The organism is Sulfurivirga sp. (assembly GCF_015490265.1).
In the GTDB taxonomy this organism is placed as follows: domain Bacteria; phylum Pseudomonadota; class Gammaproteobacteria; order Thiomicrospirales; family Thiomicrospiraceae; genus Sulfurivirga.
Window position 1 is genome coordinate 1 of sequence record NZ_WFYD01000069.1, and the last position, 9206, is coordinate 9206.

General features: G+C 64.1%; 10 protein-coding genes and 1 pseudogene. 7 read left to right on the forward strand and 4 right to left on the reverse strand.

What is annotated here, in order from left to right:
• A pseudogene (locus F8K16_RS05055) lies at positions 1–183 on the forward strand (HAD family hydrolase); the annotation flags it as partial.
• 205 nt (positions 184–388) lie between these two features.
• On the opposite strand, the gene F8K16_RS05060 reads toward F8K16_RS05055, so the two are convergent.
• Entirely contained in the window at positions 389–1888 is a 1500-nt protein-coding gene (locus tag F8K16_RS05060; RefSeq protein WP_294947825.1) for a methyl-accepting chemotaxis protein, read from the reverse strand.
• Positions 1866–2375: a PAS domain-containing protein gene (locus F8K16_RS05065; protein ID WP_294947828.1), complete on the reverse strand. Its 510-nt coding sequence runs from the start codon at positions 2373–2375 to the stop codon at positions 1866–1868. Before F8K16_RS05065 ends, F8K16_RS05060 begins: the two co-directional genes overlap by 23 nt.
• A gap of 65 nt (positions 2376–2440) precedes the next feature.
• Here F8K16_RS05065 and F8K16_RS05070 point away from each other — a divergent pair, with 65 nt between their 5' ends.
• The 6 genes from F8K16_RS05070 to F8K16_RS05095 all read left to right on the forward strand — a co-directional run bounded on the left by F8K16_RS05070 (position 2441) and on the right by F8K16_RS05095 (position 8057).
• Positions 2441–2932 carry a redoxin domain-containing protein gene (locus F8K16_RS05070; RefSeq protein WP_294947831.1) on the forward strand — a complete coding sequence of 164 codons (492 nt, stop codon included), beginning with the start codon at positions 2441–2443 and terminating at the stop codon, positions 2930–2932.
• Entirely contained in the window at positions 2929–3567 is a 639-nt protein-coding gene (locus F8K16_RS05075) for a spermidine synthase (RefSeq protein WP_294947834.1), read from the forward strand. The genes F8K16_RS05070 and F8K16_RS05075 overlap by 4 nt, the downstream gene beginning before the upstream one ends.
• 18 nt (positions 3568–3585) lie before the next feature.
• A complete protein-coding gene (locus tag F8K16_RS05080; protein WP_294947836.1) occupies positions 3586–3795 on the forward strand; it encodes a hypothetical protein in 210 nt (69 codons plus the stop codon).
• A 6-nt stretch (positions 3796–3801) separates the two neighbouring features.
• Positions 3802–4062 carry a type II toxin-antitoxin system RelE/ParE family toxin gene (locus F8K16_RS05085; protein WP_294947839.1) on the forward strand — a complete coding sequence of 87 codons (261 nt, stop codon included), beginning with the start codon at positions 3802–3804 and terminating at the stop codon, positions 4060–4062.
• The gene (locus F8K16_RS05090; RefSeq protein ID WP_294947842.1) at positions 4059–5990 is read left to right on the forward strand and encodes an ATP-binding cassette domain-containing protein; all 1932 of its coding nucleotides are present in this window, start codon (positions 4059–4061) and stop codon (positions 5988–5990) included. Before F8K16_RS05085 ends, F8K16_RS05090 begins: the two co-directional genes overlap by 4 nt.
• 102 nt (positions 5991–6092) lie before the next feature.
• A complete protein-coding gene (locus tag F8K16_RS05095) occupies positions 6093–8057 on the forward strand; it encodes a GGDEF domain-containing phosphodiesterase (RefSeq protein ID WP_294947845.1) in 1965 nt (654 codons plus the stop codon).
• Positions 8058–8298: 241 nt separating this feature from the next.
• On the opposite strand, the gene F8K16_RS05100 is transcribed toward F8K16_RS05095, so the two are convergent.
• Both F8K16_RS05100 and F8K16_RS05105 read right to left on the reverse strand, forming a co-directional pair.
• Entirely contained in the window at positions 8299–8841 is a 543-nt protein-coding gene (locus F8K16_RS05100) for an NYN domain-containing protein (protein WP_294947848.1), read from the reverse strand.
• On the reverse strand, positions 8834–9206 hold a 373-nt coding region (locus F8K16_RS05105), incomplete at its 5' end, for an FxsA family protein (RefSeq protein WP_294947851.1). The genes F8K16_RS05100 and F8K16_RS05105, both read right to left, overlap by 8 nt.

The following is a 9206-nucleotide window of genomic DNA, read 5'->3' on the forward strand; positions in this document are numbered from 1 at the left end:
CGGGACTTCGACTTCGAGCCAGCGCGCACGCTGCTGATCGACGACAACCTGCGCGCGCTGAAAAGCGCCGCCGACTACGGCATCGGCCACCTGCTGCTGGCCAGTCACGTCAGCCCCCACATGCCGCCGGTGGAGAGCGACCGCTTCCCCGCCTTCACCCGTTTTGACGAAATCACGCCCTGAATACGGGGTCTCCCCCGGTTTTGCAGGCTGCCCTGCCGGTCGCCCCGGCGCGCGTGTGAAAAATACGACATGAGCGGGCCAGACGCCCCTTTCGCCCCGTCCTCAACGGGGTCTCCCCCATTTTTGCAGGACGCCGCGCTGCGCGCGAGCGCAACGGCAACGAAAAACCCGGCGATTGCCGGGTCCAGGCGGATTTCCAGACCGTTCAGGCCTCCTGTTGCGGGTCCGCTCCCCCGCTTCCACCCTGCTGCATGATCTCCCGCTCCAGCACCTGCAGCAGCTGGTCCAGCAGGGCGAACAGCTCGTCGGAGACCGCCTCCGCCTCGGCGAAGTGGCTGAGAATCTCCTCCTTGTGGCGGATGATGGTCTCGTCGTCCTTCACATACTGCAGGGCATCACTGATGGTCTGATGGAAGCGGGCATGGGGCGTCTCGATTCTGCGGTAGAGGTCCTCGTGTCCCTTGAACTGCTCGCGCCCTTCGCCGTGATACCACCTGCCGAAGGCGCATTCTGTGTGGGAGACGGTCTGCAGCTCAGCCTTGCCATTGAACACGGAGCTGAAGCCCCTGCTCTTGTAGATGATGTGGTTGAGCTTGGCCAGCGCCACGAACACGGTCTCGTAGATGAGCATGGCGTAGCCGCTGGCAATGCGCGCGTTGTCGTTGACCTGCCCCAGCACCTGCTCGAAACGACGCAGGAAGTCCTGCACCGTGGCGGCGTGCTCCGCCATGACGCGGGTGCGCTCGCGGGTCTGGTGGGTCTGCTGCTGCAGCATCTCGATGGACTGGGTCACCTCGTCGGCGGCGGACTGGGTCTTGTTGGCCAGCGCGCGCACCTCGTCGGCCACCACGGCGAAGCCGCGGCCATGCTCGCCGGCACGGGCCGCCTCGATGGCGGCATTGAGCGAGAGCAGGTTGGTCTGCTCGGCGATCTCCTTGATCAGGTTGACGATGGAGTTGATGTTGGACGCCTGCTCGTTGAGGCTCTCCACCACCCTGTCGGAGGCTTCCACTGATGAGACCAGCTCATTGAGAATGCCGGACATGCGCTTGAGCTCATCCACACTCTGGCTGGCCACGCGGGCGGTCTCCTCGCTGGCCCTGCGGATTTCGGTGGCCTTCTCGTTGCTCTTTTTCAGATCTCCCTGCAGGATCTGCAGTCCCTTCTGCATGCCGCCGCCCAGCCGGCTGAGATCGGAGTTGATCTTGACCCGTTCGATGAAGATCTGGTTCTTCTTCATCGCCTCCAGCGGCGCCTTGAGGTCCTCGGCGGCCGCCTTGAACTGGCCAGTGAATCCGGTGGCCACGATGGGCCGGTTGAAGTTGCCCCGGGCCGCCTCCTGCACCGGCGTGCGCACCTCGCGCAGGAAGGCGTCCACCTCGTCGAAGAAGTAGTTGAGGTTGTCCACCACCTTGCGCAGGGCCCCCCGGTCGTCAAAGCAGACAATGCGCTCCTCCAGCTCACCCTGAGCGCCCCGGTCGATCAGCTCCGCCACCTGATTGAGGGAACGGCGCACCCTGATCACATTGATGAAGATCAGCCAGGCAAACAGGAAGTTGAGACCGCCCAGCAGGGCGATCCAGTCGAAGCCGTCGGCGATCAGCCGCCAGCTTTCGGTGATGATGAAAATGCCGATGGAGGCGTAGTTGGCCCACTGGACCCGGTCCAGCGAGGAAGCATTCTTAAAGACTGAAAACAAACGCATGATAGTCTCCCTCGAATTCGGCCAGTTTCTCCTTCATCAGGCGCAGGCCCGCATCCAGCCCGCCCGCCTGCTCCGCCTGCCGCAGTTCCGCATAGAGCGCGCCCACCTTCTCCAGTGCCTCGTCCCGCGGCGCCCGCCGGTCGGAGTGATAGCCGATGATGCGCCCTGTGGCATCGAAGGTGGGCGTGACATGGGCGAACACCCAGTAGTAGCCGCCGTCGCGGCTGCGGTTTTTCACATATCCCCAGAACTCATGGCCGTGGGAGATGGTCTCCCACAGCAGGCGGAAGACGGTCTTCGGCATGTCCGGATGGCGCACGATGCTGTGGGGCTGACCCACCAGCTCGGCCTCCTCGTAGCCCGCGATACGGCAGAAGGGCAGGTTGGCGTACTTGATCGTTCCGCGATTATCCGTCTTGGACACCAGAATCAGATTTTCCGGAAAGCGCCAGCGTCCGTCGGCGTCCTTCGTCAGGGTAATGTCCATAAGGCGTCATCCACTCTATAATGGCCTGCAGAGACAAAGCAATTACGGTGCCAATGCCACAGCGTTTGAAAAACTTTGCACGCCGCAATCTGCCCTGGCTGATCGCCTTCGCACTGATCTGGTTCGGCGTGCGCGCCTGGCAGCAACGGGACATGGCCTCAGGCCCCCTGCCGGTGACCACCCTGCCCGCGCTGGACGGGCAGATCATCCGGCTGGATGCGCTGCCACGTCCCTATCTCATCCACTTCACCGCCAGCTGGTGCCCCATCTGCCGCCTGCAGCATGAGACCATGCGCGCCCTCAGCCAGGAATACACCGTCATCCAGATCATCACCCAGTCCGGCGACCGGCGGCAGGCCCTTGCCTTTGCCCGGCAACACGGCATGAAGCTGCCGCTGACGGTCAACGACCCGGACGGTCGGCTGCTGGCGCTGTTCGGCTCCCGGGCCGTGCCGGCGGACTTTTTCGTCGGCCGCAATGGCACCATCGTGCTGCACGAGATGGGCTACACCAGCGGAATCGGCTACCGCCTGCGCCTGTGGTGGGCCGGCCTGTGAACCCCTGCGTCTACGCCGTGCGCGACGGCCGCGGGCTGATCCAGGTACGCGAGGACCGGCAGCACACCGTGCGCACCCTCCACTTCGGCAATCACATCGAGCAGAGCCGCTATTATCTTAACGCCCCATTCACACTCGGCTTCGAATATTTTGAGGTCGCATTCCGCCGCCTGACCGCACTGGTTCCTGCCAGTCTGCTCAGCCTCGGTCTGGGCGGCGGACGGCTCAACACCCAGCTTTTCTACACCCTTCCCCAGTGCCGGCAGACCATCGTGGAACTGCGCCCCGCCGTGACACAGGTGGCGCGCGACTGGTTCGACCTGCCGGAAAAACTGAACATTGTGCACGAGGACGCCTTTCACTACATGACCCTGCAGGGCGACCGTCACGATGCCCTGTTCGTGGACCTGTTCGATGACAAGGGCATGCCTGTGCAGTTCGCCAGCGATGTCTTCATCGACGCCCTGCTGGACGCCCTCAACCCGGGCGGTCGGGCGCTGATCAACCTGTGGCGGGACGATCCCACCGTGCGCTACGTGCTGCTGCCGTGGCTGCGCCGCCGCAACGACCTTGAACTCACCCTCCATCCGATGCGCTCCAGCCCCAACTGGATCGCGGAGATTCATTTAAAATGAGCGATGGAGGACACCGCCATGGCAACGGACACACTGGAAAAAAACCTGCAACAGCTGCGCCAGCTGGATGAAGCGGATCAGAAAAAGGTCGCCCACATGCTCAAGCAGCTGATCCAGCAGAAAAAATATCGATATCGGGCGCTGCGACAGGAGCTGGAAAAGCGCCAGAACGAAATCAGACAGGGGAACACCCTCTCCCATGATGATATCTGGGCAGGGCGCATCTGAGCGCAGATGTTTGAACTCATCTACGCGCGTAGCGTGGAAAAGGACCTGCGCCGCATTCCAGCTTCAGACCTGAAACGCCTGCGCAACGGTCCAGACAAGCTGCGCGAATTTCCCAATCTGTCCAGCTACCGCCAGCTGCGCAACCACCCTCTTGCAGACTACCGACTGCGTAGTGGCAAATACCGTGTGCTCTTCGACGTGGACTGGCCGTCCCGGCCGATACACATCCTCAAGATTGGCACCCGTCAGGATGTTTACGAACCATGACCCTGCTGACCCTGAAGAACATTCACTACGCCCTGGGCGACAAGCCGCTGCTGGACGGACAGGACTTCTCGCTGGAGGCGCGGGAGCGCATCGCGCTGGTGGGCCGCAACGGCGAGGGCAAGTCCACCCTACTTAAGATCCTCCATGGCGACATCGTGCCCGACGATGGCGAGCGCATCGTGGCCGAGGGCGTGCACATCGCCATGATGCCGCAGGAGGTGCCCGACCATCTGCCGGGCACGGTCTATGACCAGGTGGCCGCCGGCGCCGGCGACATCGGCGCCCTGCTGCGGCAGCATCACACCCTCACCCAGCAGCTGGCCGAGCGGCCCGACGACCGGACGCTGATGAGCGAGCTGGAACAGGTGCAGCAGGCGCTGGACGCCCGAGACGGCTGGCGGCTCAACGCGCAGGTGGACAAGGTCATCAGCGAGATGCGCCTGCCGGCGGACAGGCCCTTCGACGCACTCTCCGGCGGGCTGAAGCGCCGCGTGCTGCTGGGGCAGGCGCTGGTGCAGCAGCCGGACATTCTGCTGCTGGACGAGCCCACCAACCATCTGGACATTCCCTCCATCGAATGGCTGGAAAAGTTCCTGCTCAATCTGGAGATCGCGCTGGTGTTCATCACCCACGACCGCGCCTTTCTGGAAAAGCTGGCCACCCGCATCGTGGAGCTGGACCGGGGCGTGCTGCGCAGCTACCCGGGGGACTGGCAGAACTTCCTGCGTCGCAAGGCGGAGGAGCTGGCCGCCGAAGAGAAGGCCAACGCCGAATTCGACAAGAAACTGGCGCAGGAAGAGGCATGGATCCGTCAGGGCATCAAGGCCCGGCGCACCCGCAACGAAGGGCGCGTGCGCGCCCTCAAGGCCATGCGCGAGGCGTACGCCAACCGCCGCAAACGCAAGGGGAAGGCCAGAATTTCCGTCAACGCCGCCGAGGAGTCGGGCAGGAAGGTCATCGAGGTCAACAACCTCCACTACGCCATCGACGGCCGGGACATCGTGCAGGACTTCTCCACCCTCATCCTGCGTGGCGACAAGGTGGGCATTCTCGGCCCCAACGGCTGTGGCAAGACCACCCTGCTCAAACTGCTGCTGGGGCGGCTCAAGCCCGACCGGGGCACGGTGAAGCTGGGCACACGGCTGGAGATCGCTTACTTCGACCAGCATCGGGAACAGCTCAACCCGGAACACACGGTGGTGGACGCCGTGGCCGACCGTTCCGAATGGGTGCAGCTGGGCGAGCGCCGGGTGCATGTGATGCGCTACATTCAGGACTTCCTGTTCACGCCGGAGCGGGCGCGCCAGCCGGTCTCGGCCCTCTCCGGCGGCGAGCGCAACCGCCTGCTGCTGGCCCGCGTCTTCGCCCGCCCCTCCAACCTGCTGGTGCTGGATGAGCCCACCAACGATCTGGACATGGAAACCCTGGAGCTGCTGGAGGAAAAACTGCTGGAATACCCGGGCACCGTGCTGCTGGTGAGCCACGACCGCGCCTTCATCGACAATGTGGTCACCCGCTCGCTGGTGTTCGACGCCCCTGGCGTGATCAACGACTATGTGGGCGGCTACACGGACTGGCTGCGCCAGCGCCCGGCGGAATACGCCCACGCCTGGAGCGACGACACACGTCCCGCCACGTCGCCCCGCAACGAACACATCCCCCTGCGCAAACGCCAGCAGGCCCCCAAGCTCACCTACCGGGAGCAGCAGGAATACGACACCCTGCCTGATACCATCGAGGGGCTGGAAGCGGAAATCGAACAACTGCACCAGCAGATGAGCGACCCGGCCGTGTTCGCCGACGGCGAGGCGGTCAGAACCCTGCAGGCGCAACTGGCCGACAAGGAAGCCACGCTGGAGGCCGCCTTCGCCCGCTGGGAGGAACTGGAAGCCAAACACCAGGCCTGGCTGGCCGGCAAACGGGCATGAAAGGATAAATTTTCCTTATTACCTTTCCCGTGCACAAACTGTGTAAACTTGTCCGATACGCAGCAAGAACTTTTTGTTTTGCCCCGGCGGCATTGAAGGACCATGCAGTTGTCAGACGCTGTCATCGACCATCTCATCAGGGAACTGAAAGCCTTCCGCCAGCAGCACCCGCTGGCCAGCGAGCTCAACGACACCTACCAGAGCGCCCCCGTCGAGCTGATGGTGCGCACCTTCCTCAACGTGTTTCTGGACCCGGCCCGGACGGAAGAGGCCGCCGACACCATCGCCCGCACCGCGCTGGACAACGGCATTCCCTACGCCGTGCTGCTGGGGGACATCAATGTCATCAAACAGGCGCTGCTGACCCACTACCGCGGGCAGAACGACAACCCCGTCGACCTGTTCGAGAAGCTGGACACCGCCTTCGAGACCACCAAGAACGCCATCGCCCGGCGCTATCTGATCGACCTGGCCGGGCAGAACGGCCTGTTCTCCCCCCACGCCCGCGTGCGCAACCAGCGCCTGCTGGAGATCTACGACCACTGGTTCGGCAAGCTGCGCCGGGCGCTCATCGAAGACGACCTGCGCGCCTTCGAGCATCTGGCCCACAACAACGTGCGCTTTCTGGAGACGCTGGAACATCCGGAAACGCTCATGGTGTGCATGGACGCCAATGCCTGCCGCGAAGTGCACGACAGCCACCGGGACATCATGCGTCAGGCGGTGCTGCTCTACATCAAGCTGCTGGAACGCCGCTACGAGCAGGCCTACCTGCTCTACGCCGAACTGCGTGCCGCGGTCAAACAGCTGGCCGCACTGCTGACCACCCTCTACTTCAACTATGAGACCAACCAGCTCAGCCTGTTCTTCAACCTGCTGGAAAACGTGGGCTACACCCGCCGCCACGCCTATCTCACGCTGATCAACGTGCGCAACCTCAACCGCATCAATCAGCTCCACGGCGAGGAAAAGGGTGACGAGCTGCTGCAACGGGTGGAACGGGCGCTGCAGAAGCTGGTGGCCGGGCATCACGCCCATCTGGCCTATGTGCGCGGCCTGCTGGGGGATTTCTACCTGGTCAGCCTCGGGCTGGAAGGCACGGCGCTGCAGGCCCTGCTGGAAGAATGGGCCGGCGGACTGGAAGAGATCGACCTGTCCATCACCAGCGTCAACCTGCGCCGGCTCAAGTTCCTCGACCGGCCCAACCTGCGCCTGCTGATCCACTACCTGCACCAGCAGCGCGAGCACACCCGCCTGCTGCTGGAGACCGCCGAAGACATCCGCCCCGTCAACCGGTGGATCGCCCGACAGCTGGAGGCCACCGTCAACCTGCGCAAACTGCTGGATCCGGAACATCTGCTCATCCACGTGCAGCCGCTGGTAGACACCCAGAGCGGCGAGATCGCCGCCTTCGAAGTGCTCGGCCGCCTGCAGAATGGCGACCAGACCCTCAGCGCCGGCATCTTCATCGACCGGCTCATCGAACTGGGACTGATCGAGCGCTTCGACAGCCTGATCCTTGAGGCCATCAGCGCCGAAGCGGACGCTCTGGCGCAGCTGACCGACACCGTCTTCATCAACTGCTCGCCCGCCTCCCTGCGCAGCGGCGCCTATCTGGAACGGCTGCAGCAGGCCTGCGCCGGCCCGCTCAGAAAGCTCAACATCGTGGTGGAACTGACCGAGCAGACCATGCTCGAACAGCCGCAGATGGTCATCGACCTGCACCGACAGGCCGGTCTCAGGTTCGCCATCGACGACTTCGGCACCGGCTACTCCTCGCTGCGCTCCGTGGTGGAACTGGCGGAAGACGGCGCCGTGCGCTATCTCAAGGTCGACGGCAGCCTCACCCAGCAGGTGACCCGCAGCGGCGCCATCCGCCGCCTGTTCCAGGTCATCCACCGCATGGCCGACGATCTGAATCTGAAAACCGTCGCCGAATTCATCGAAGACCAGGACACCCTCTCCTTCCTCCGTGACGAACGCATCGACTACGGCCAGGGCTTCTTCCTCGGCAAGCCCATGCCCGTGCGCGCCTGGCTGGTGCAGAAGCTCTACCAGGTGGAGTGACCGCCGGCACGGACACATTTCGGCCACTCAGACCGCTTTCCGCCTGAATTTCCAGCGCGCGCCGGTGCGGGCAAAACGCCTTCCTGCAAAAATGGGGGAGACCCCGTCCTCCCAGCGCAAAAAGGACCGAAAACCGCGCAGACACCCCGTTTCGGGACATTTTCAGGCCGGGTGGACAGAAAAAAGCGGCGCAAAGGCGCCGCCGGAGAACGAGCCCGCAAAAACGGGGGAGACCCCGTCCTCACTCCTTGGCGAAGCGCTGCATATGCCGGTCGAGCCAGATGACCCGGTTGGCATAGGCCTGCAGGTCGGGCGAGACGCTGTCGGAAAAGCCGGCCAGCCACACTTCCTTGTGCTGCACCTCGCGGGCAAAGGCGATGGCGTCCTCGAAGTCGCCGTCACCGGTGGAGAGCACCAGCCGGTCATACTGGTTCTGCGCCGCCAGCCGCACGATGAGCGTGGCGATGCCCACATCCACTCCCTTCTGCACCGTGCGGTCGAAGGTATGGCCACAACTGGGGCAGGTCACCTGCATGGACTTGAGCGCGTAGAGTTTCACCCGCATCTGCGGGCCATAGGGCGGCGCCTTCTTCAGCCAGCTGTGGAAATGATCCTGCGCCTCGGAAGGCGGGTTGGGCGTGGAGTTGAGATAGTAGGCGTCATAGAAAGGGGCGCCGCTCTCCTCCTCGAGAAAGCGGCGCAGCTTGAGGTAGTCGAAACGGCCGGGCGCCGCCTTCATCAGATAGCTGCCGTCCACGATCCAGATGACGCGCATGTCACTCATGGCGGCCCGCCTCCGGCGGCAGCCCCTCGGCGTCCCGGCGCCAGACCACCTCGCCCTCCACGATCACCGTGTCATTGGCCGCGCCCCGTTCACGCGCGGTGCGCAGCCAGCGCACAGCCAGCCGGTGGCGCACGCCCGGCAGCAGCAGCGCCAGCCCCAGCGCGTCGGTGATGAAGCCGGGAATCAGCAGCAGCATGCCGCCCAGCAGGATGAGCGCCCCCTCCAGCATGGCCTGCTCCGGCACCATGCCCTGCGCCAGCTGCACCTGCAGCCGCTGAAGCGTCATCAGCCCCTGCTGACGCATCAGCCAGGCGCCCACCAGCGCGGTGAGAAGCACCAGCGCGATGGTGGGCAGCGCACCGATC

What these genes read in the sequence shown, in the direction of transcription:
- F8K16_RS05090 (WP_294947842.1), top strand. Translation starts at nt 4,059, where the DNA reads ATGACCCTGCTGACCCTGAAGAACATTCACTACGCCCTGGGCGACAAG.
- F8K16_RS05060 (WP_294947825.1), bottom strand. Translation starts at nt 1,888, where the DNA reads ATGCGTTTGTTTTCAGTCTTTAAGAATGCTTCCTCGCTGGACCGGGTC.
- F8K16_RS05095 (WP_294947845.1), top strand. Translation starts at nt 6,093, where the DNA reads ATGCAGTTGTCAGACGCTGTCATCGACCATCTCATCAGGGAACTGAAA.
- F8K16_RS05080 (WP_294947836.1), top strand. Translation starts at nt 3,586, where the DNA reads ATGGCAACGGACACACTGGAAAAAAACCTGCAACAGCTGCGCCAGCTG.
- F8K16_RS05100 (WP_294947848.1), bottom strand. Translation starts at nt 8,841, where the DNA reads ATGAGTGACATGCGCGTCATCTGGATCGTGGACGGCAGCTATCTGATG.
- F8K16_RS05085 (WP_294947839.1), top strand. Translation starts at nt 3,802, where the DNA reads ATGTTTGAACTCATCTACGCGCGTAGCGTGGAAAAGGACCTGCGCCGC.
- F8K16_RS05065 (WP_294947828.1), bottom strand. Translation starts at nt 2,375, where the DNA reads ATGGACATTACCCTGACGAAGGACGCCGACGGACGCTGGCGCTTTCCG.